Source organism: Nitrosovibrio sp. Nv6 (assembly GCF_900110495.1).
In the GTDB taxonomy this organism is placed as follows: Bacteria; Pseudomonadota; Gammaproteobacteria; order Burkholderiales; family Nitrosomonadaceae; genus Nitrosospira.
Map to the genome: position 1 here is coordinate 1,222,488 of NZ_FODX01000001.1, position 23,019 is coordinate 1,245,506.

17 protein-coding genes and 1 other RNA gene are annotated in these 23,019 nt (G+C 51.0%); 8 read left to right on the top strand and 10 right to left on the bottom strand.

Going from position 1 to position 23,019, the window contains the following annotated elements; translation table 11 throughout:
• The first annotated feature begins 350 nt into the window (after positions 1–350).
• On the top strand, positions 351–527 hold the full coding sequence (locus BMX66_RS15600) for a hypothetical protein (protein ID WP_158593390.1): 177 nt from the start codon (positions 351–353) through the stop codon (positions 525–527).
• 470 nt (positions 528–997) lie between these two features.
• Here BMX66_RS15600 and BMX66_RS05965 read toward each other — a convergent pair whose 3' ends face one another.
• The 6 genes from BMX66_RS05965 to BMX66_RS05990 form a co-directional block, all read right to left on the bottom strand.
• On the bottom strand, positions 998–4,756 hold the full coding sequence (locus BMX66_RS05965) for a hypothetical protein (RefSeq protein WP_090879259.1): 3,759 nt from the start codon (positions 4,754–4,756) through the stop codon (positions 998–1,000).
• Between the two features lie 427 nt (positions 4,757–5,183).
• Positions 5,184–5,545, bottom strand: a transfer-messenger RNA (tmRNA) gene (ssrA, locus tag BMX66_RS05970).
• Between the two features lie 103 nt (positions 5,546–5,648).
• On the bottom strand, positions 5,649–6,296 hold the full coding sequence (locus BMX66_RS05975; protein WP_090879260.1) for an HAD-IA family hydrolase: 648 nt from the start codon (positions 6,294–6,296) through the stop codon (positions 5,649–5,651).
• 131 nt (positions 6,297–6,427) lie between these two features.
• Entirely contained in the window at positions 6,428–7,132 is a 705-nt protein-coding gene (gene ubiG, locus BMX66_RS05980; RefSeq protein WP_090879262.1) for a bifunctional 2-polyprenyl-6-hydroxyphenol methylase/3-demethylubiquinol 3-O-methyltransferase UbiG, read from the bottom strand.
• A gap of 5 nt (positions 7,133–7,137) precedes the next feature.
• Positions 7,138–8,478, bottom strand: coding sequence for a TRZ/ATZ family hydrolase (locus tag BMX66_RS05985; protein WP_090879264.1), 1,341 nt, complete (start codon positions 8,476–8,478; stop codon positions 7,138–7,140).
• Positions 8,479–8,545: 67 nt separating this feature from the next.
• Positions 8,546–9,214 (bottom strand): OmpA family protein, encoded by a 669-nt coding sequence (locus tag BMX66_RS05990; protein WP_090879266.1) that lies wholly within the window; start codon positions 9,212–9,214, stop codon positions 8,546–8,548.
• A gap of 303 nt (positions 9,215–9,517) precedes the next feature.
• Here BMX66_RS05990 and gyrA point away from each other — a divergent pair, with 303 nt between their 5' ends.
• The 7 genes from gyrA to BMX66_RS06025 all read left to right on the top strand — a co-directional run bounded on the left by gyrA (position 9,518) and on the right by BMX66_RS06025 (position 18,968).
• Positions 9,518–12,067, top strand: a complete 2,550-nt coding sequence (gyrA, locus tag BMX66_RS05995) for a DNA gyrase subunit A (RefSeq protein WP_090879268.1) — start codon at positions 9,518–9,520, stop codon at positions 12,065–12,067.
• 261 nt (positions 12,068–12,328) lie between these two features.
• On the top strand, positions 12,329–13,420 hold the full coding sequence (serC, locus tag BMX66_RS06000; protein ID WP_090879270.1) for a 3-phosphoserine/phosphohydroxythreonine transaminase: 1,092 nt from the start codon (positions 12,329–12,331) through the stop codon (positions 13,418–13,420).
• Entirely contained in the window at positions 13,413–14,615 is a 1,203-nt protein-coding gene (locus BMX66_RS06005; protein WP_090879272.1) for a phosphoglycerate dehydrogenase, read from the top strand. The genes serC and BMX66_RS06005 overlap by 8 nt, the downstream gene beginning before the upstream one ends.
• Positions 14,616–14,639: 24 nt before the next feature.
• Positions 14,640–15,707, top strand: coding sequence for a prephenate dehydratase (gene pheA, locus BMX66_RS06010; protein ID WP_090879274.1), 1,068 nt, complete (start codon positions 14,640–14,642; stop codon positions 15,705–15,707).
• Between the two features lie 113 nt (positions 15,708–15,820).
• Positions 15,821–16,984: a histidinol-phosphate transaminase gene (hisC, locus tag BMX66_RS06015; RefSeq protein ID WP_090879276.1), complete on the top strand. Its 1,164-nt coding sequence runs from the start codon at positions 15,821–15,823 to the stop codon at positions 16,982–16,984.
• The gene (gene aroF, locus BMX66_RS06020; RefSeq protein WP_090879278.1) at positions 16,981–17,997 is read left to right on the top strand and encodes a 3-deoxy-7-phosphoheptulonate synthase; all 1,017 of its coding nucleotides are present in this window, start codon (positions 16,981–16,983) and stop codon (positions 17,995–17,997) included. The genes hisC and aroF overlap by 4 nt, the downstream gene beginning before the upstream one ends.
• A gap of 71 nt (positions 17,998–18,068) precedes the next feature.
• A complete protein-coding gene (locus BMX66_RS06025; protein WP_090879280.1) occupies positions 18,069–18,968 on the top strand; it encodes a prephenate dehydrogenase in 900 nt (299 codons plus the stop codon).
• 86 nt (positions 18,969–19,054) lie between these two features.
• On the opposite strand, the gene BMX66_RS06030 is transcribed toward BMX66_RS06025, so the two are convergent.
• The 4 genes from BMX66_RS06030 to BMX66_RS06045 all read right to left on the bottom strand — a co-directional run bounded on the left by BMX66_RS06030 (position 19,055) and on the right by BMX66_RS06045 (position 22,664).
• Entirely contained in the window at positions 19,055–19,345 is a 291-nt protein-coding gene (locus BMX66_RS06030; protein ID WP_090879282.1) for an encapsulin-associated ferritin-like protein, read from the bottom strand.
• Between the two features lie 48 nt (positions 19,346–19,393).
• Positions 19,394–19,852, bottom strand: coding sequence for a hypothetical protein (locus BMX66_RS06035; protein ID WP_090879285.1), 459 nt, complete (start codon positions 19,850–19,852; stop codon positions 19,394–19,396).
• A 147-nt stretch (positions 19,853–19,999) separates the two neighbouring features.
• The gene (locus BMX66_RS06040) at positions 20,000–21,022 is read right to left on the bottom strand and encodes a PEP-CTERM sorting domain-containing protein (RefSeq protein ID WP_090879287.1); all 1,023 of its coding nucleotides are present in this window, start codon (positions 21,020–21,022) and stop codon (positions 20,000–20,002) included.
• 295 nt (positions 21,023–21,317) lie between these two features.
• On the bottom strand, positions 21,318–22,664 hold the full coding sequence (locus tag BMX66_RS06045) for a cytochrome P450 (protein WP_090879289.1): 1,347 nt from the start codon (positions 22,662–22,664) through the stop codon (positions 21,318–21,320).
• Positions 22,665–23,019: the final 355 nt, after the last annotated feature.

The window sequence follows — 23,019 nt, forward strand, 5'->3', positions numbered from 1 at the left end:
AACCATCCCACCTATAACGGCTCACTCTGCCTTTCCCGTAGGTATTTGTGAAACTTTTGTTATGTTTATGTGAAGAATATGTGAATAAATAACCTTTGTCAATTTATGGAGAACAGTTGAGATCAGTTCCTGATAGGCACAGTAGAGTTCAATAGGTCGGATTCGATTGATCGGAAAACAAAAGTATGGCGGGTGATCCATTTCCTCAGAAATGACAGAGACAAGATCAATCGAGTCTTGCCCATGGATTGCAGATTGGACCCATAGATTGCCCAGCTGAACGCTTTAGACAGTCCCGTGACGCGGACGCGCGTCTGACGTATTATGAAATGTTTTAAAGAGGAAGTTTTATGTCTACTGCGTCACCCGAGAATCTTTCTTCTCGCGTTTCGCCCGAAGTATTTGTGGCATTGCGCGAGTATATCAAGCGCAAAGAGAAGGGATATCCCCGTCAGCAGGTGGTGGCAGCCTTTGAAGATGCCTTCGGGAATTCGACTTGCTCTACCGTGAACTCGCGAAGTGAGTGAACGCAACTACCTCACAGTCGCGGAGGTGCTGGCAATAAATACATTCAGTACTGGTTCAGGACCGGATATTACAGGAATATAGTAGCGGAAGCAGCTGGCTCTTTGAGAGCCTTGCCATCAATCATCCCTTCGTCGACGGCCGATAAATAATTAGTAGAAAACCAATAGGATCCGGACCGCCCAGATATGATTGATCGAAAATTGAAGAAACAATAGACTTATGGCCAAGAGGCAAAAGTAGCGGTTCAGAACGACTGAATGTCAACCGAGCCTGAGTCGGGTCGATTACGGATGTACATGGAAATTAAAAAACCACCTCAAGGGTGGTCTTTTAATTGGGCGGCGTCAATTGAATAACACCTCGGAAGCCTTATCTGCTATAGCTTTGTATGGTTAGAGTCATCAAAGTTACCGCCACACGTCGGAGTTACCGATAGCAATTTAGGTTTTGCGTGTACCGGCGACCGAAATTAATCGTCCATGAAATCATCTTTCTTCTCTTGTTCAATTTGTTTGCGGACATTCTTGATGATATGTTCAACATACTGCTTGTGCTTGAGCAACGAAACAGTATCAAATAGAGGAATCAGAGTCTTCAGGTATTCGACGCGCCCGTGAAGCATGGGCACAGCACTTCCCGACCAAGAAGCACAATCCGGTTCGAGCGGCAGTTGCTCGAAATCATCGAAGCTACCATTGAGTTCGACAAATTTTGAGACAAACTGAGCTCTATTCGCTACGGAGAAATTGGAAACCAAGCTAAAAACAAATCGCATGAACTCTACATCATTAGGCTTACTTTCGATTAGGGCCATTAATAAACTTACCTGACGCGGATTGAGGTTTTGTGATTCTTGATCGCTTCGTTGCAATCCAAAGAAGACCTCAAAATATGAATAATAAGACGCTTCCTTTTCATATTTGAATATTCGCTCCGCCGCTCCAATCATGATTTCCTGGTAATCGTCACGATCCCATATAAACGAATAATCACGGTAGTCATCGTGTTTGCTTATCCATTTCTTTTTCCCATATAGGTAGTCAATGTATTCCACAATAAAATTAGAATCCAAATCTAATAAGCGGTTGAAATTTCTTCCGTCATGATCCCCATGCTCCGTTGTGTTCGCTTCCAAAAAATAAGCTCGTTTAAGCAAGTCCGTTTTTCCGGAAAAGTGATCCACAATCTCTTCGTTGACTTTTGTAAGAGGATTAAAGAGATTGAATAGCGAGCGAGCATAGCTGGCGTCGTTTTCTGCTTTAACAAGCAGAAGCTCAGTTATCTTAGAAATTATCCGTGGCTCAATTGTGCGGTAGCTCAGAAGGTAATCCCAATCAACTGGAAGCTCGTCCCATTCACTTATTTGGTATAAATTAAGGAGTTGATTAAGCCGTTTCTTGGAAATCTCAGCTTGAGGCAAAAAACAATAAAAGCTGCATAGCCACGCTCGTTGTGTTGGGTAAACGGCTTCGTTTAAAATGGAGTAGGCTTTTTGCGCTCCGCAAACTTCGATCAAGTTTTTTACCAAAGGATAACAGTTGAGACGAAACGGATCGTTCTGCTCAAGATAGTATTTCAGAACCTCAGAGTAAAGTTTGGGGTTTTTTCCGGCTAGAATAGTAAGTGCTAAAACAACACTTACCTTAAACTGGTACTCCTGATGCGATTCAGCCATTGACGCATTTACCTCAGCGCACTGAGCTACGAACTGTTTGTAATCTTCCAGGTTGTAGTGAAAAATATGCTTTCCAATCTTACTGTTTTTGTGTGCTTTATATTCATCGTAAGTGAGACCTAGGGTATGCATCTCCGATATATCTGTGGCTAATAACTTATAGAGATAATAAGTCTCACTCGCAAATTTTTTTTTCAGCATATTGTCAAATCGCACATTACACTGCCCCAATTTTTCCAGATAAGTTTGAACTAAGAGGCAATGTTTGAATTTTAACGGAGATAATTCTCGTTCCAAAAATGGCACAACCTCTACTGCATCGTATGCAACAACCTCTCTATTTGATGTGTCATAGCGGGATACACTGTAATGGTGTAATACTTTAAGCACTTCATCTTCAAAATTCTTCACCTTGTACAGGTGTAAGAGCCCTTCCCACATTGATTTGCGTAGCTTGGTCAACTCAATGCTAGATAAAACCTCAAAATTAATAATGTTTATGGCATTGTTGCCTTTGTTCTCGGAATAATTAAATTTTGTGCGGAGATATTTTTTCGTTACTGCCATAAATACCTTAGAAAAAAGATGGTCAGCACCTTGTTGAGCCCGCTCCCAGATGACATCGACTACGGCGTGCTGGACGTCGTATCCATACATGTAAGAAGTGCGACGAAAACTGAACTGTTCAATAAATAGGCTGAGAATTTGTGGAAGTGCCGTTGGGCACCTTTCTAGATAATCGCAAAGAAGGTTTAGCGCAACTCGAAAAGTCTTATTGCTGGTATGTTGAAATGAGCGAAGAATGCCGAGAATTGATGGATTTGATATTTCTGATTTAGCCTCAAAATCAAGGCTAGCCAAGTCCACCCGCACTATTGGCATAGCTGTAATTTGATCCTGCACGTAAACGAGGGCGTCGGTTTGTTTCAGAAACCAAAAGACATCGATAAGTTGGAGAAGATATATTTCATTTTCTGCGCGAATTTGCTTTTCCCAAAACCGATCTACATGCGGGCGAATTGTCTCCAGCAGTGCCTTGCGATCGAAAGCCTGCATGACGGGGTTGAGGGCGTCTATCAGCCTCTGACGATGCTTAGGAAAAAATGCGTCTAACAGTTTGCCAAATTCAAGTACCAACTCCTTGAAGAAAGCAAGATAAAAAAGGTAAGTCGCAAGGACTTGATCGGACACCTTTGCGGCTTCATCCTCGTAAATATCAACCATTTCCATGTTATGAAGTCGATTTATAGACTCCCACATGATTTCGGGAGATATGCCGAACGCTTCCTCAACGGCATCCATAATCTTCTCGTTGGTTCGATCTATGACCCTAAAAAAAGCAACTATCCCAGCCACCTTTAGTAGATTCACGTTGCCGAACTCGCCCAGGTCTCGCCGTATTGACGCAAAATAGCTGTCGTAGAGACCGGAGACGTCATTAATGCTATCGAGTGTATCTTTCTCCTTTGCCACCTCTGCTACCATGATTGCAAGCCGAGGATTGCCCTTCGCAATGTTGGCAATTCGATCAAGGTAGAGGTTGTTGCATATGCCGTACTCTTTCTCGACTAATTCTTTGATTTGCTCTTCTGTAAGCGGCAGGATATTTATTTCTTGCATCTCACCATAGGTTCGAGACGCGTCGCGAATCTTCTCAGCTGCGTAGTCGCGAACGGTGGCTATAACTTTGATTCGTCGGTCTCGTCGTTGTTCTTGGAGTAATTGGATGAAATATTCAAAGTTACTCATGCGGTTGGCATCATCTACCAAAATAAGGAAGGCTCCCCGCTCCCCAAAATGAATGCGCAAATCCTCGAAAATATCTGGCCCGCGATTATATATACAAAGAGTTTTATACTCTGGATGCAGTTCACCAAACCTCGTACAGCACTCTAGCGCGAGTCTGGTTTTTCCCACCCCAGCCCTACCCAAGACAACCACCAAGTCGTGATTATCGAGGGCTGTTCCAATTTTCTGAAGCTCATCTTCCCTAAAGTGAAAAGCCGTATCGAGTCTGGTAGCAACTTTATTTTTGCCGTAGAAGGCTACAAATTCCTCTGTTGAAATGATTTGACCTGTATCAACCTCGATTCCCAGATAATCTCTAGCGAGCCCTCGGTAATTTTCTAGCAGGTCATATGAGATTGAACCGATATCACTAATATTTAAATTAACCCCGTGTGTTTCGCATATCTCTCGTAAGTCGTTAAATTCTGTAGTCGAAAGTGTAGATGTGTGGCAAAAAACTATTTCCTGAATCCTCGCCACGGGAATACCGGTTTTTTCCTCATCAAAGCATTTATCGAGATCATCCTTAAGCTTTGCAAAAAGTCCAGTTTGTTGTGTTGTGTATTCTGCAAAAACATATCTTCCATTGGGAAATATCGCTAATGTATCTGGAGTACCCGTCTTTACTTTATTTTTCCCAATGACAGAACCCAAGGGAACAAGATGATCATAACCTCTTTTTTTTAGGTAGAAGTCGGCTAGTTTTTGAAACGCGCCCCCATCCAATTCTCTGAGGGCGGTCTGGATTTGATTTATTTTTGACATTCTGTAACGTTTAAGAATGAAGAAATAGCAACCCCAGTTATGGGGCTACCGTTAAAGAACACGTCGCGATAGACAATTACTGTCAAGTTACTTTCAAAGGATTTTTACATTTATTGTGTAGCAGTGGAAGCAATCTGACATGGTGCAGTCAGTAACATCTAGTTCGCCCATCGGTAACAGCGGTAACAACTGGTATAAGGCCCTCGAAACGCCCAATTCATATGGCATTCCTCGTTACCGCAATGCATCACTTGGGGTGAATATATCCGGTAACGGCGGTAACAACCTTCGCTTAAGTTAGGCTACGAAAAATAAGAGGATAATAGGGTCAAACATGATTGTCATAACCAGAGTGGAGATTAGAAAAGTCCCAACTCGGACCCAACAGACACCAATTAAAAAGCCACCCTAAGGGTGGCTTTTTAATTGGTGGAGGCGGCGGGAATCGAACCCGCGTCCGCAAGTCCTCTACAGGCAGTTCTACATACTTAGCCATGTTATTTGATTTAACCTGGAATCCGTCAACTGGCGGACTGATGACAGGCGAGTCACCTATTTTTTAGCGCTCTATAAAGTGACCCTATAGAGCGCGATCCTCGTTAATGGCTCCGCTGTCTGTTGTCAGACCCGACGTTGAGGCCCATCGGTGCGGAGTCCAGCCGGATTTAAGCGGCTAGAGCGTAACGTTCGTCGTTTGCGACTATTGGTTTCCAGATGTATTTACGAGGTAACTGGTCCTCGGTATGCCCTGCTTTGCTTTGCAACCCACGTCGAAGCCAGGTCGCCCCCGGCATTCTGTAAGTAAAGATTAGATGTGAATTAGCCGGAAGAGTTCAATTCCCCCTTTCAAGCATCCAGCCACAGGTTCACTATAACAGAAACCAACGGGTAACTACAGATAACCAAGCAGTTCCTGCGGCTGATCTATGAGGTACCTTGCACCCCAGGCTTCAGGTGCCCCCACGTTCCCGAGATAACCGTATCTGGCAATGATGGGCTCCATGCCGGCAGCCAGACTGGCTTGGACATCGCGCAGGTCGTCGCCCAGGTAGATGCAGTCGTCCGGCGCAACATCCAATGCTCTGCTCGCCGCCAGCAGCGGCTCCGGATGGGGCTTGGAATGAGTTGTATCGCCCCCGCTGACGAGGCATGCAACGCGGTTGCTCAAGCGCAGCGCCTGCATCAAGGGTATCGAGAAACGCGCGGGTTTGTTGGTCACGATTCCCCAGGGAAGGCCGCGAGCATCGAGCTGATCGAGCAGTTCAGCCACGCCTTGAAACAGACACGTTTCCTGGCATAGCCGTTCGGCGTAAAAGTCGAGAAATTCAATACGCATTGCGTCGTAATCCTGATCACCGGGTCTGATATTAAACCCTAGACCCAGCAGGCCGCGTGCGCCGGCTGAGGCTTCGATACGAATGAGCTCTATCGGCAGGGCTGAGAGGCCACGGGCTATGCGTTGCCGATTGAGAGCGTAGCCCAGATCGGGCGCAGTATCGGCGAGGGTACCGTCAAGATCGAAGAGAACGGCTTTAATCATGGATGAGCTATCGAATATGTCGTGGGGTGAGACGCGAACCAGCCTTGGATTCGGGTAGACATAGGCATCACGGCGTCGCAGGGGACTGCAGGTGGTATAGGGGTTTAAAGCAAATTGGCTGGCTTCATGATTCAGGCACGAAATACCATGATGTAGTTGACATCCGAATCCGCTTCCAGGGCGTAGACTTTAGTGATGGGGTTGTACGTCATGCCAATGATCTCTTCCACATCAAGTCCTGCGGCACGCGCCATGCGTGCGAGTTCGGACGGCTTGATGAATTTTGCGTAATCGTGCGTACCGCGCGGCAGCAGATTCAGCACGTATTCCGCGCCTATCACGGCAAACAGATATGATTTCGGGTTGCGGTTGATGGTTGAGAAAAAAACCCAGCCGCCAGGCTTGGCAAGTTGAGCGCAAGCCCTTACGGTGCTCGCGGGATTTGGCACGTGCTCCAGCATTTCCATGCAGGTGACCACATCGTAATGATGAGGCTGCTCGACGGCGAGTTCTTCCACTGCAATCTTGCGGTAATTCACTTGCTTGCCGCTTTCCAGCAAATGCAATTTAGCCACCTTCAGGGCTTTATCGCCAAGATCGATACCAGTGACCTCTGCGCCGCGCTCGGCCATGCTTTCCGACAGGATGCCGCCGCCGCAGCCGACATCCAGTACGGTCTTGCCTGCCAGCTGGGCAAAGCGGTCAATATAATTTAACCGTAATGGATTGATTTCATGCAGCGGCTTGAATTCACTGTTGGGGTCCCACCAGCGGTGCGCAAGCTGGCTGAATTTATCCAGCTCGAGCGGATCGACATTTACATTATTGCTTTCCATTTTTTTTACTCAATATTTTGAGGCCCGGTTGTCATTCGTTCCCGCCAGAATTCTGCCCTGAGCAATAATTCCCGCTCGTCCAGCGTGGTCAATTCTCCATCATTAAGCAGGAGTTTACCATTTACCCACACATGGCTCACATGTTCGCGTCCGGCGACGTAGACGAGATGCGAAAGAGGGTCATAACACGGCGCAAGTTCCAGGCTGGAAAAATCCACAGCGGTGATGTCGGCTGCCTTGCCCGCTACCAGCGAGCCGGTAACCGCGCCCAGGCCAAGCGCCTGGGCACCATTGAGCGTCGCCATTTGCAGCACCTGCCAGGCTGGCAGCATATCCGCTTTGCCGCTTTGCGCTTTTGCAAGTAGTGCCGTAAACCGCATTTCCTCGAACATATCAATGCGATTATTGCTGGCGGCGCCGTCCGTCCCAAGGCCGACGTTAACTCCTGCGCTCAGCAGCGTTGCAACAGGCGCCAGCCCGTTAGCAAGCTTGAGGTTGGAAGAAGGGCAATTTGCCACGGTACAGCCCTGCTGCGCCATGAGTCCGATTTCATCACTGTTCAGATGGACCATGTGCACCGCGATCAGATTGGGGCCGAGCAGGCCGAGCTTGTGCAAGCGGTCTATCGGACGCACGCCATGACTTTTCAGGCTATTCCTGATTTCGTCCTCGGTTTCATGCAGGTGAATATGAACAGGAAGATCAAGCTGCTCGGCATAAGTGAGAATGCTGCCGAACACCCTGTCGCTCACCGTATAAGGCGCATGGGGTGCGAAACAGAACGATAGCAGCGGATGCTGGTTATAATCGTCGCGCAGAGCGAGGCCTTTTGCCAAATAATCGTCAGCATCGCTGGCGTAAGCGGTGGGGAAATCAATTGCGATCATGCCAATGCTGGCACGCATGCCGGATGCAACCGCTGCCCTCACCGATGCTTCGGGAAAAAAATACATGTCGTTAAAGCAGGTGATCCCGCCTCTCAGCATCTCTGCGCAGGCAAGCCGGGTTCCATCGAACACAAAACCGGAATCGACATGCCGGGTTTCCGCAGGCCAGATATGATTGCTGAGCCACTCCATTAACGGCAGATCGTCCGCAATTCCGCGCATTAGCGACATCGCCGCGTGCGTGTGGAGATTGACCAGACCCGGCATCACCGCATGGTTGCCAAGAACGATACGCTCGCGAGGAGCGAATTGTTCTTGTGCCTCTACACTGGGCACTATTGCCCGGATCGTACCCCGGTCAATTGCAACGGCGTGATCGCGCAATACTATCCCGGCAGGTTCCACCGGAATAACCCAGCGCGCCTCCAGTAATGTATCGATTTTTTCGGGATAGACCATTTAGTGGAAAGCTTAGCAAAAAAAAACCCTGCGCGCGGCAGGGTTTGAATTTTTGTGTTTAAAAGAATTACTGTACTGTTGCCTTCGTGCCGGCTACTTCGACTTCAACGCGGCGGTCAGGTTGCAGGCATGCGATCAATGCCTTGGTTTTCTTGTTGCCTTTGCATGAATCGCCGGTCACGGGATTGGCTTCGCCTTTGCCATCAGTAAAGATCTTGTCCGCCGGTATCCCTTTTTCCTTGACCAGATAGGCCTTGACAGATTCTGCGCGGCGCATGGAAAGCTTCTTGTTGTAGTCGTCGGAACCGATACGGTCGGCATAACCGATTGCAACCACGGTGTCGTATTTGACATCCCCAAGTTTTGATACAAGGTCATCCAGCGCCTGTTTCCCCTCAGGTTTCAGGACGGCCTTATCGAAATCGAATAACTGGTCGGCGGAGAGCGATATTTTTTCAGGTTCGGTGTAAACAGGAGCAGGAGCGGGAGCAGGTTCAGCGGGTGCTTCGACAACTTTTTCAGGTTTTGGCATCAGTTCAGGGTCGCATTCGTACGTTGCCATGGCAGGTGTCCAATACCCCGTGCGCCAACAGTCGCCCGAGGAGTCTCTGGCGACCTCGCCACGGCTGTCCGCCGCGTATGCTTCGGGTCTTTCCTCAGCCATGGCCGCTCCCGAAAACAGCACTGGCAAGACAACCGCCCCAAGCAAGAGTTTTTTCGCTACTGAATTTTTCATGCTATTGCCCCTTTTTTCAGAAAAACTTCAATTCAAAATCAAATCATCCCTTTAGTCATGCAAATAACAAGCGCAGCCATTGGATTTGGCTATGGCTCATTATTGCATATCCGCGTATCGATTATCTATTTATATATCTGTTCTTGTCAAACATGTTGTTGCATACGGCATGAAAACCCGAAAGCGCGGGTGACTTCAATACGGCCGGCATGCTAAAATCAAAAGCTTTATGTATAGCTATCCGAGACGGCATCCGGTACAGAATACATACTATAACTCGTTGTCTCACCTGAAAAATTGGTAATGGATCAATTCGCTAAAGAAACTCTGCCCATCAGCCTCGAAGAGGAGATGCGGCGCTCCTACCTTGACTACGCCATGAGCGTAATTGTGGGGCGGGCATTGCCGGACGTCCGGGATGGTTTGAAGCCGGTGCACCGCCGGGCGCTATTCGCCATGCACGAGCTGTCCAACGACTGGAATCGACCGTACAAAAAATCCGCGCGTATTGTCGGCGACGTCATCGGTAAATACCATCCGCACGGCGATACTGCGGTATATGACACCATCGTGCGCATGGCCCAGAACTTTTCGCTGCGTTACATGCTCGTGGACGGCCAGGGAAACTTCGGTTCGGTAGACGGCGATAATGCGGCGGCAATGCGGTATACCGAAATCCGGATGTCGCGCATCGCGCATGAGCTATTGGCGGATCTCGACAAGGAAACGGTGGATTTCGGCCCGAACTACGACGGATCGGAAAGAGAACCCCTGATTCTGCCCGCAAAAATCCCCAATCTGCTTATCAATGGTTCTTCCGGAATCGCGGTCGGCATGGCGACCAATATTCCGCCGCATAATCTGAACGAAGTGGTGGACGCCTGTCTCGCCCTGCTGAAAGACCCTGAAATCGGTATTGAAGAGTTGATTGAAATCATTCCTGCGCCGGATTTTCCGACCGCCGGCATCATCTACGGCGTCGCTGGCGTGAAAGAAGGCTATCGCACCGGGCGCGGACGCGTAGTCATGCGCGCACGAACTCACTTTGAGGATATGGAAAAGGGGGGCGGCCGCCAGAGCATCGTTATCGACGAACTGCCCTATCAGGTGAACAAGGCCAATTTACTGGTCCGCATCGGAGAATTGGTACGGGACAAGAAAATCGAGGGCATTTCCGATTTGCGCGATGAATCGGACAAATCCGGCATGCGTGTGGTCATTGAACTCCGGCGCGCAGAGGTGCCGGAAGTGGTGCTGAACAACCTGTATAAAGAAACACAGATGCAGGACACCTTCGGCATGAACATGGTTGCCCTGCTGGATGGACAGCCGCGGCTCCTGAATTTGAAGCAAATGCTGGATGCCTTCCTGCGTCACCGCCGCGAAGTGGTGACGCGGCGCACGGTTTTCGAACTGAAGAAAGCGCGAGAACGCGGCCATCTGCTGGAGGGCCTGGCGGTGGCGCTATCAAACGTGGACGAAGTGATCGCGTTGATCAAGGCGGCCCCGACCCCCGCAGTAGCGAAAGATGGTTTGATGTCCAGAATGTGGCATTCCACCCTGGTGGAGGAAATGCTTGCTCGCGCCTCAGTTGATGCGAAGGCATTCCGTCCTGATGGATTAGCGCCGGAATTCGGCTTGTCTCAGGAAGGATATCGCCTGTCCGACGCGCAGGCGCAGGCAATTCTGGAATTACGCCTGCAACGGCTGACCGGGCTTGAGCAGGACAAGATCGTTGGTGAGTATAAGGAGATAATGGAAAAGATTGCCGATCTTATCGATGTCCTTTCCAAACCGGAACGTATCACGGCCGTCATCACCGGGGAGCTTGCTGCTATCCAGCAACAGTTTGGTGATAAACGGCGCAGCGAAATCGTCATCAATACACAGGACTTGAGTATGGAGGACCTGATCGCATCTGCGGATGTGGTCGTGACCCTATCACATAGCGGCTATATCAAATCGCAACCGCTGGACGACTACCGGGCACAAAAGCGGGGCGGACGTGGCAAGCAGGCGACCGGCACTAAAGAAGATGATTTCATCGATAATCTGTTCATCGCCAATACTCATGATTACATTCTCTGCTTTTCCAGCCGGGGACGGGTTTACTGGATCAAGGTGTATTCAGTGCCGCAGGGCGGCCGGGCGTCGCGCGGCAAGCCCATCGTCAATCTGGTGCAACTGGAGCAAGGCGAAAAGATCAATGCGGTTCTTCCTGTAAAGGTGTTCGACGAGAATCGCTATATATTTATGGCGACCTCCTTCGGCACAGTGAAGAAAACGCCGCTTTCGGAGTTTTCCCGCCCTCGTGCCAGCGGCATTATCGCGGTGGGCCTGGACGAAGACGACTTTCTGATCGGTGTCGCACTGACGGAAGGAAAGCATGATGTAATGCTTTTCTCGGACGGCGGAAAAGCAGTGCGTTTCGATGAGAACGACGTGCGACCGATGGGCCGGGGTGCGCGTGGAGTACGCGGGATGAAGCTGGGCAAGAATCAAAAGGTTATTTCATTGCTGGTGGCCGAGAGCGAGGAACTGGCGGTCCTGACGGCAACGGAAAACGGCTATGGTAAACGCACGCCCATAGGCGAATATACCCGCCATGGCCGCGGCAGCCAGGGCATGATTGCAATCAAGACCGGACAGCGAAACGGAAAAGTCGTTGCGGCAAAGCTTGTCAGGGAGGATGATGAAATCATGCTTATCACCACTGGCGGCGTGCTGATCCGCACCCGCGTCAAGGAAGTTCGCGAGATGAGCCGCGTTACTCAGGGTGTAACATTGATTAACCTGGATGAGGGTGAGAAACTCGCCGGACTGGAAAGAGTGGTTGAGACCGACGAGGAATAGGAATCGATTCAGGGCACTTCTAAAAATCCGAGGTTGCGGGTAAGCTCATTTGCCGGGAAAAAAAGGCTAACCAGAATTTTGGCCCGGATACACTTTGATGTGGATGAAACCATTTTTTGAGTACGAATTTTTTCGGGAGCAGGAAGCATTTGCAAGAGAAGACAAGGAAGATAAGCCAGGAATCTGCAAGGCAACCATGCAAGACATGGCAAGCTTCGCTTTTAAAGGATCAAAGGCGTCCCGTAGAGATAAGGAACTTTAATGGAACATATATACAACTTTAGCGCGGGCCCGGCGGTATTGCCCGCGGAAGTGCTGCAACAGGCGCGCGAAGAGATGCTCGACTGGCATGGCAGCGGCATGTCGGTTATGGAGATGAGCCATCGCGGCAAGGAATTCATGTCCATTGCGGCCAGGGCCGAAGCGGACTTGCGTGAATTGGCGGGTATTCCCGAAAGCTACAAAGTGCTCTTTCTGTCGGGCGGCGCTTCCAGTCAGTTTGCCATGGTCCCGATGAATCTGCTGTGCGGCAAGAAAAGCGCCAACTACATCAACACCGGCGAGTGGTCCAAAAAAGCTATCAAGGAAGCGAAGAGATATTGCTCCGTCAATGTCGCCGCTTCATCCGAGGATGCGAATTTCACTTACGCCCCCCCGCAGGACACATGGAATATCGATCCCGACGCTGCTTATCTGCATTACACACCCAATGAGACCATCGGTGGCGTGGAGTTCAACTGGACGCCGGCCCTGCCGCAGGCGAACGTCATGCCGCTGGTCGCAGACATGTCCTCAAGCTTTATGTCACGCCCGCTGGATGTGTCCCGGTTCGGGTTGATATACGCCGGAGCGCAGAAAAACGTGGGTCCCGCCGGATTATGCATCGTCATCGTCCGAGAGGATTTGCTGGGTACAACAGTACCCGGCACCCCGACCATGTTCGATTATAAAATCCATGCCGATAATGACTCCATGTATAACACGCCGCCGACCTACGCAATGTATATTACCGGCCTGGTGCTGGAGTGGCTGAAAAAAAGAGGCGGACTGGAGGCAATGGAGAAAACCAACATTGCGAAAGCCAACCTGTTGTACAGCTTTCTGGATACCACCGATTTTTATCACTGTCCCGTAGCCAGATCCGACCGTTCGCGCATGAATATACCGTTCACGTTAAAAAATAAAAGCCTCGACGAAGAGTTTCTGAAACAGGCGCAGACACGTGGCCTGATCCAGTTGAAGGGGCATCGTTCAGTTGGAGGAATGCGGGCTTCGATTTACAACGCCATGCCCCTCGAAGGGGTAAGGGTCCTGGTGGAATTCATGAAAGAATTTGCGAGCAATCATGCCTGAACGCGCACATAAAGTTTTCCGGATACTTACACTCAACCAGATTTCCCCACTCGGGCTGAAGCTTTTCGATGCCGGTCATTACAAGGTCGGCAGCGATATATCCGAACCGGATGCAATCCTGGTACGTTCGCACAACATGCTGCAAATGGATATCCCGGCCAGCGTAAAAGCGATAGGCCGCGCGGGTGCGGGCACGAATAATGTCCCGGTGAAAGAGATGAATGTCCGCGGCGTGCCTGTCTTCAACACACCCGGCGCAAACGCCAATGCGGTGAAAGAGCTGGTGCTGGCCGGGTTGCTGATGGCATCGCGCAATCTCATCCCCGCGATTCGCTTCACTGACAGTTTACAGGGGGACAACGCGACGTTGCACAAGCTGGCGGAAGAAAGCAAGAAGCAATTCGCAGGAATTGAATTGCCGGGACGTACTCTCGGCATCATAGGCCTGGGTGCTGTCGGACGGCTGGTAGCGGATGCAGCCCTCCGGCTCGGCATGAAAGTGATGGGGTACGATCCGAATATAACGGTAGATGCTGCCTGGAATCTTTCTTCGGAAGTTAAACGAGCGGAAAGCATCGAAGATCTGCTGCGTAACAGTGAGTTTGTAACTTTGCACGTGCCCCTGCTGGACACCACGCGCCATCTGATTAATCATGAGCTCGTGCGGAATATGAAAAACGGCACGATCCTGCTCAACTTCTCCCGCGATGGCATAGTCGACGAGAATGCGGTACTTGAGGGAATCGAGTCCGGTAAAATAAAATATTACGTTTGCGATTTTCCCAGCCAGCTATTGCAGCATCATGACGCCGTGATCACGCTGCCGCACCTGGGCGCTTCGACGCTGGAAGCGGAAGAAAATTGTGCAGTAATGGTAGCGAACCAGATGATAGATTATCTGGAGCACGGCAACATCATCAATGCGGTCAATTTCCCCAATATAACAATGGAACGAGGATCCCCCTACCGGCTGGCGGTTGCCAACGCCAACGTGCCCAACATGCTGGGACAGATTTCCACCGGCATGGCTAAAGCAGGTCTTAATATTCACAACATGGGTAATAAATCCCGCGGCGAGATGGCCTACACGCTGGTCGACGTCGATAGCCCGGTACCCCAAAAAACGATAGACGAGATTGCGGCAATCAACGGCGTATTGATGGTGCGCTACTTGCCAATACTGGCGGGGCAGTAAAAGCCATATAAAAACTCATTCTCGATGACCGGCCAACTCAAACAGCTACGCGACAAGATAGATGCGATTGACAGCGAATTGCTCAAATTGATGAGCACTCGCGCTACGCTTGCCCGGGATATTGGGCAGATCAAAAACGGCATGGCATATCGCCCCGAGCGCGAAGCCCAGGTGCTGGCCCGGCTGTGCGAACTGAATCCCGGCCCGCTGGCAAATGAACACGTTGTACGACTATTTACCGAAATCATGTCCTTGTGTCGATCCATGGAAGAGCCTTTAACAGTAGCATACCTGGGCCCGCAAGGGACTTTTTCAGAAGAAGCCGCGTTAAAGCGCTTCGGTGCCGTAGTAACAACTCTCGCATGTAGCTCCATAGATGACGTATTCCGCAAAGTGGAGTCGTGTGAAGCCGGCTACGGCGTTGTACCGGTGGAGAATTCTACCGAAGGGGCGGTCGGTAGAACCCTGGATCTGTTGCTGCAAACCACATTAAAGGTATGCGGTGAAGTAGCATTGCCCATACATCAGCTTCTGCTCGCGCACCATCCAGATCTTGCGCGCATCAAAAAAATCTACTCCCATCCTCAGTCATTTTCCCAGTGCCACGAGTGGCTCAGTGTCAATCTGCCTCATTTGACGGGCTCGGCGCGGATCAGCGCAGCCAGCAATGCAGATGCAGCACGATTGGCTGCAGAAGATGAGAACGCCGCTGCGGTAGCTGGCAAAAAGGCTGGAGAAGTATTCGGGCTCACTGTCTGCGCCGAGAATATCGAGGATGATCCCAACAATACCACTCGTTTTCTGGTAATCGGCGCGCAGGAAGTCGCTCCCTCCGGCAGAGACAAGACGTCGCTGGTAATGTCGACTATGAACCGTCCTGGGGCGGTACATGAATTACTGGCTCCGCTGGCGGACCATGGGGTGAGCATGAGCCGTCTGGAGTCCCGTCCTTCCCGCGCCGGTTTATGGGAATACGTGTTTTTTGTGGACATCGAGGGCCATCAGCAGGATGCAAAAATCGCCAAGGCGCTGCAGGAACTGCGGGATAAAGCCGCGTTCCTGAAAGTGCTTGGATCGTATCCCGCAGGGTGACCTTCTTTTCGAGTTATTGAGTTTTCACGCATGAGCATCCCGGTACTGTCCTAGTCCATTTTTCCCGTTTCGACTTTTTCTCTATGCCTCCGTAATTTACGAGCCCTTGACCCATGAATCTTTGCGACCTCGCTCCTGTATATATCCGCGCCATCAGTCCTTATCAACCCGGCAAACCTATTTCTGAACTGGCGCGCGAGATGGATATGGATGAACGCGCCATCATCAAGCTTGCTTCCAATGAAAATCCGCTAGGGCCAAGTCCGCTGGCATTGGAGGCGATGAGCAAGGCATTGAATGCGGTAGCGCTTTATCCGGATGGAAGCGGCTTTGAGTTGAAATCGGCGTTGTCGGAACGTTATGGCGTTAGCAGCGACCAGATTGTGCTGGGCAATGGCTCCAATGATGTTCTGGAGCTGGCGGCCCGGGTATTCCTGAAACCGGGCGCATCTGCTGTTTATTCGCAACACGCCTTTGCCGTTTATCCGCTGGTCACGCAGGCGGTTGGCGCAAGCGGCATAACAGTTCGCGCCAGAAACTATGGCCACGACCTTGACGCCATGCTGCATGCCGTCATGCCAGAAACTCGCATGGTATTCATCGCCAACCCCAATAATCCTACCGGCACATTGCTGGCGGCTCACGACGTACTCCGTTTTCTGGAACGGGTATCGCCGGATGTATTGGTAGTGCTTGATGAAGCTTATAATGAGTATTTGCCTACCGCCGTCAAGGCTGACAGCATCGCATGGCTAGAACGTTTTCCCAATCTGCTGATCACCCGCACTTTTTCCAAAGCGTATGGCATGGCAGGTGTACGCGTAGGCTTTGGACTGGCCCATCCGGACGTGAGCGGCCTGATGAACCGGGTACGCCAGCCGTTCAATGTAAACAGCATTGGTCTTGCCGGCGCAGTGGCCGCCCTGAATGACGAGGAATTTGTGAAACGTTCTTATGCGCTCAACCAGGCCGGTATGCTTCAGATTACTACCGGATTGCGGCAACTGGGCATCGAGTACATTCCATCGTATGGCAATTTTTTGAGTTTCCGCGTACCGGGCAGCGCCCGGGCGGTAAATGAAAACCTCCTGAAGCAGGGCGTTATCGTGCGCCCTATCGGTATTTACGAAATGCCCGAGCATCTTCGAGTGACCGTCGGGCTCGAATCCGAAAATCAGAAATTCCTGAAATCCCTGGAAATAGCGCTTGGTACGACTCGGGGCATCCCCGAGATAGCCCCCATTCAGGCAGAAATGGTACGGGGAGAATCCGTTTGATCATCGTCATGAACAACGGCGCCACCGACGAGCAAATCGGCACGGTAATAGCCAAAATCCAAAGCTTCGGCCTGGATGCAAACGTCTCACGGGGCACCGAACGCACAATTATCGGCGCGATTGGCGATGAGCGAAAACTCGATCCGGAAATGTTCGATTCCCTGAGCGGGGTCGAATATTCCATGCACATCGTCAAACAGTACAAGATCGTATCGCGCGAATCTCATAAGCGCGATTCGATAATAGATGTGGGTGGAGTGGCGGTTGGCGGCACGCAGGTGCAGGTGATCGGCGGCCCGTGCTCCGTGGAAACGCAAGGCCAGATGGATTTAGCGGCGCAGCATGTCGCCACGGCAGGCTGCAAGCTGATGCGCGGCGGCGCCTTCAAGCCTCGCACCAGCCCTTATACGTTTCAGGGGAATGGTGAAGAAGGGCTGAAAATGTTCCGCCAGGCGGCGGATAAATACAACCTGCGCATCGTCACCGAGCTGATGGATGCGCGCATGCTCGAAACCTTCCTCAAGTATGACGTGGATGTGATCCAGATAGGCACTCGCAGCATGCAGAACTTCGAATTACTGAAGGAAGTGGGCCGCATCAACAAGCCGGTGATACTCAAGCGCGGCATGTCAGCGACGATTTCCGAGTGGCTCATGGCGGCGGAATACATCGCAGCTGGTGGCAACCACAACATCATTTTCTGCGAGCGCGGCATACGCACCTTTGAAACAGCATATCGCAATGTGCTGGATGTGACCTGTATCCCTGTGCTGAAAAAAGAAACCCATTTGCCAGTTATCGTCGATCCGTCTCATGCTGGAGGCAAGACCTGGATGGTCCCCGCGCTGGCACGTGCGGCGATCGCGGCGGGCGCGGATGGCCTGCTGGTGGAAATGCACCCAAATCCGTGCGAAGCCTGGTGCGATGCGGACCAGGCGTTGAATCCCCAGGAATTCGAGACCCTCATGGGCTCGCTGAAAGGAATAGCGGAAGTAATTGGACGAAGTCTGTAATCAGTCGCAATCTGATCGGACATCAATCGCGGGCACTTAACTGTTTCAAGATAGCGAAGGTGGCGAACGTCGTGATCAACAAGCTGGTGATTATCGGTGTCGGCCTGATCGGCGGTTCATTCGGGCTGGCGCTACGCAAGGCAGCTCTGGTGAAGCATATCACCGGCGTGGGACGCAGCCAGGAAAATATGCAGCGAGCGCTAAAGCTGGGGGCGATAGACGAAATCGCCGCCGACCTTCCCTCAGCGCTGAAAAATGCGGATATCGTATTCCTTGCCATACCGGTCGGGCAAACCGCGGAAATCATGGCGCAGATATCTCCATATCTCGAAGCTGACACGATCGTAACTGACGCTGGCAGCACTAAACGCGACGTAATTACGGCGGCGCGTTCTCACTTGGCTGGACACCTGAAAAATTTTGTTCCCGGGCATCCCGTTGCCGGGGCCGAACAAAGCGGGGCAGGAGCCGCCCATGCCAACCTGTTCCGCGGCAAGAAAGTGGTATTGACCCCTCTGGAAGAAACCTCTACCAAGGCGATAAAACGAATGACAGAATTTTGGGAGGCTTGTGGCGCGCAAGTCTTTCGAATGGACGCTCGCCAGCACGATAAAATCCTGGCATCGATCAGCCATCTTCCCCACGTGCTTGCATTCACGCTAATGAATCATGTCTCTGCGGTCCATCCGGAAGATCTGCCGGGCTCAAACGATCCACTGCGCTCCAGCGACCCGCTGAATTTTGCCGGTACTGGTTTCCGCGATTTTACCCGCATTGCGGGGAGCTCCCCCGAGATGTGGCGCGACATATGCCTCGCCAACCGTGAAGCGCTATCCAGCCAAATCGATGCTTACCAACGCGAACTTGCAGACATTCGAGAAATGCTGGCGCGCGGTGATGGAAAAGCGCTTGAAAGGGCGTTCGCGAACGCACGTGAAGCGCGGCGGCAGTGGCTGAAAAACGTGTCTTGAAGGATTGATCGGAGCAATAGCAGCATGACAATCACTGTCCGCTCCATACCTGAGACTCATGCTGAATGAATAGCTGGAATGCGAGCCTATGTATCATGAGCGATAGGCTTGTCCCTGAACAAATATTCTTTCATTTCCCTGGAAAACACCGGGTCCCTGCGTCGAATCCATTCCAGAACCATGGCGGCGTGCTCTTTCTCCTCATCCCGATTGTGCGCAAGAATTGCCTTGAGTTCCTCATCCTTGCACGCATCCACACGCTGGTTGTACCAGTCCACCGCCTCCAACTCTTCCATTAGAGAAACGATTGCTCTATGCATATCCCGCGTTTCATCGGACAGCTCCTCAATGGGTTCATGATAACCAACACTTGACATGCTTTCTCCTTATTCGTTCTGCGTATTCGTAGTGACCCGCAGGCTCCACTATCTTTCGCCCGCGAGTCCTTCTGTATCGGCGAAAATTCGCTTGGCAATGTTCTCCAGCTCAAATGGACCATCGCGGCCGTAGGTGACGCACTTTTCGTATTCCGCCACCACGAAACAGATGCTGGTGCTTCCCGCGTCTGTCATGCGTAATGCGGACGTCCCGACAATTCCGTCATCTTTCAGGAAGATCGAATATCGGGTAGTGTACTTCTCGGGTAGATCGAAAAAACGAATTCTGTAAAGCTCATTCAGGAGGACCAGCAGATCCTTGGTTGCATAGGGGAATTGCACAGGCTGACCATCACTCTCCAGTGAAGCGCTGCCGGTGCCGGAAAGGCTGACCCGCCGGATGGGGAAGGCGGAATTGCCGGGGTAGCGTGTCAGACGGAGCGTGACCTCATCAATGCGATAGGCGAGCGGCGGGCCGTTTGGCCCCAAAGTACGGTCCGCAGCCATCGATACTGCCTCCGTAAAACATAGCATGAAAATTACGAGGCCGCTACTTAGAAAAGAGCTGTGTGCTTGCATTGCCCGATACGCCTGATACGCCGGATCATGAAACCGGACGCCCTTTGGATGCCAATAAGCAAGAGGGTTATAACGTCAGACCCGGCGACGCTGCGAAAACCAGCTGAGCAAGCCCAGGCCCGCCAGCATCATCGCATAAATCTCAGGCTCCGGCACGACGGCCGCATAGCCGAGATCTTGGAGGATGCCAACTTCGATCGCACTATAGTCGCGAGCGTAAGGGCCTGTATCCGATGCCGCAAGCATCATCATTCCAGCTAAAGACAGGTTCTCATCGTCGAGGTGGGAGACACTGCTGCCCTCCTCCCATATCTCGGGCGTATACAAACCAACCGGGTTGCCGCCGTTAGCGGCCACTGCATTGCTGCCGCTGAAGAACAGACCTTCAGCCGGACTGGCGCCGCCTACGCTACCCCCGTCCCAAACCGCCTGATTCAGCGCAAAGTTTGCCGGATTGATAATGCTGACGCCGCTCTTGTCAACAATAAGGCGATCAAAAGCGTTCCAGCTTCCTGCGGCTCGCGTTCCGAAAAAAGGGTCGCCTGATTGCTCAACAAATGAAGCGAAACCAAGCGTATGCGTGAATTCGTGAAACATTGTGGAGTAGAAGTCGTATCTGGTATTCGAGGTCGGCGCATTGAAGTTCAATTCCCACGCGTTTCCGAAGTTGACATCCAGCGAACCATCGACATCGTTTCCGTTCAGGTCTACACCGGTTTGCAGTTTCGTGCGCACAACCTCGCCAAGGTTGAATCCGGCCACTCCCGGATCGACAAGTTGGCTACCCGCCGCTGCCAGTGTTGTATCGTGGGGATCGTCGGTGGCGCTGGCCTCCAACACAATCGTGCCCGAATTGCTGAAGTGGCGGCCGAACATGCTGGAGAATGTGCTGGCCGCAGTGTTCAGGGCAGCTTGACGGCTTGTGCCGTCCGCCGGATCAAGAAATCCGGTACCTGGTTGATCAATATATTGGAACTGGAAAGTAACCGCCGCCTGGGCAGCAAGCCCGAACGACAGGCAACCTGCCAGCAGTATCCCCTTTATCATTCCCTTCGCGCACGCGGACCGCTCGGTCCCTTTCTGTTCCTTGTTCTTCATATGAAAGCCTCACTATGGATAATTGGTTAGCGGATTCTATACCTCAGCAACAGAACAGCACAATTCAACCCCTGAAGAAGCCCGAGGTTGCGCAAAAGAAACGACAGGAAACGCTGACCAACATTAACGAATAACAAAACCCGGGTATGTTACACCGAAAAAGGCTGCATTTATGCGTTCTGATTTTACGTGACGCTGGGATATACAAAGGACTCAACTGGGCGATGAGGCAAATAATCCGGTGCCTTATGCAGAAAGATATTTGCAAACAGAGCCACAGAACTGGAGATTGATTTTATCGCCTCTTTATCCGGACTGGAATTCCACCTTTGGGTCGCAGGGTTACCGCCATTTCGATCTCGACTTCATCAGTATTAAGCAACTGTAAATCATAATGCTGAACTATCATGCTTATCAATAGCAGGCTTTCCAGTAATGCAAAATGACTACCGATACAAATGCGCTCGCCTGTCCCGAATGGCATAAACGAAAACCTGCGATTTTGGGGTATTAAAAACCGTTCAGGGTCGAACTGCTCCGGTTGCGGCCAAAAGTCAGGATGATGATGAAGATTGAAAATGCTGAATATCGCAAGCCTGCCAGCCTTTAAAAAATAACCATCGACCTCGGTATCTTTATTGACTCTACGCAGGATAAAGGCAGCAGGTGGACGAAAGCGCATCGATTCATTTAGTACCGCTCTCGTATAAACAAGCTGCTGCAAATCTTCGGCGTCCGGTATTTTTCCTTGCAGCAGGCCGTCAAGTTCCTGACGCAGCTTGGCGAGTACATCCGGATGCCGGGCCAGTAAATATAAAGTCCAGCTCAATAAATTTGCGGTGGTTTCATGGCCTGCACCAAAAATGGTAATGACTTCATCACGAATCTGTTTGTCAGTCATCTTTTCACCGCTGTTGTCATCGCTTGCTTTTAACAACTTATCCAATAAGTCGTTATGTGCACATGATGTGGTGCGGCGTTGATCGATGATTCCGTAAATGACACCATCGATTATTCCCAGCGCCTGCTTGAATTTTTGATTGGCTGGAGTGGGTACATACAACGGGAGCGTCAAAGGATTCACGATGGTTTTAGAGGCATACCTGAGCAAGGTATCCAGAGATGGAGATATTTGTTCTATTTTGTCGAGGACACTGGTGCTGAACATGGTCTGGGTGATCACCTCCAGCGTCAACTGCATCATTTCCCGGGATAGGTTAATCTCCGCACCTTCACCTAATTTCCGCCACCTATCCAGCATATTGCTGCCAGCGGTGGCGATTTGCGGCAACAGTGCAGTTATATTGCTTCTCTGAAAAACCGGCTGCATCAACTGCCGTTGCCTTTGCCATAAATCACCCTGGCTTGTTACTAATCCCTGACCCAACACCAATGCCAGGCCGGTCGGTTTTCCAGCATCGTGGATTTTTACAAAAACATCACCTTGCTTGATAAGGGCTTGTTCAAACAGTTTCGGATGACCGAATAGATAAAACTGGCGGCTAGCCAGTCTGAAGCTGACCAGGCCGCCGTAATCTCGCTGCCAGTCGCAAAGGGCTTGAAACGGATTCGCGCTCATCGGGCCTAAATTGCCCAGCAGAAAATTGCCTTTGACCTGTGGAATTGCTTTGTTAGGCGTCATCGTCAATGCAGTTAGAAGTTTCAATGACGGCTTTCATTCTCGCTGCGCTCATCTTTCGGCTTGCGCTCGGGACCACGAAAGGCTTGTTCTTTGCCAACTTTGCCAAGTTGCCCTGCCACTTATATAAACTGGTTGTGGGCGATCCCCAGTTCCAATACAAGCTCAGCGGCAGCTTCTGTCCAAGCTCCAAAAGCCTGATCGCTTTCAGTTTGAACTCCTTGCTGAATCGCTCTCGCTTGCGCTCAGGATTCTGCTTGCCATTGCTCTTCTCTATTTGACACCTCCGTCACATTGTCTAACTTCTAATGTGTCCGGGGAAAGCCGGGCTAGCTCAGTCTAACCCCCTTTTTTCCTG